We start from the raw sequence: 257 nt of genomic DNA, 5'->3' as shown, positions 1-257 counted from the left end.
CCCGCGCATCTGGTCAACGGCATCAGCTTCGCGAGCGCGCAGATCCTCATCGCCGGCGCGAACCTGTTCCTGCTCGCCAGCGTGGTGAACCTCCTGCTCGGCTGGCCGCTGTGGGTGTCGATCATCGTCGCGGCTGCGGTCGTGCTCTCCTACACCGCGCTCGGTGGCCTTTCCGCCGCGATCTACAACGAGGTCCTGCAGTTCTTCGTGATCGTCGCGGCTCTGCTGCCGCTGACCATCGTCGGCCTGGTGAAGGT

General features: G+C 66.1%; 1 protein-coding gene. It reads left to right on the top strand.

Features of this window, described 5'->3' with window-relative positions:
• On the top strand, positions 1-257 hold a 257-nt coding region (locus tag JS521_RS36225), incomplete at both ends, for a sodium:solute symporter family transporter (protein WP_443732195.1).

It is taken from the genome of Streptomyces durocortorensis, from assembly GCF_016901035.1.
Classification (GTDB): domain Bacteria; phylum Actinomycetota; class Actinomycetes; order Streptomycetales; family Streptomycetaceae; genus Streptomyces; species Streptomyces durocortorensis.
The sequence above is the reverse complement of the archived record's forward strand: the minus strand, read 5'-3'. Positions and strand labels throughout refer to the sequence as shown.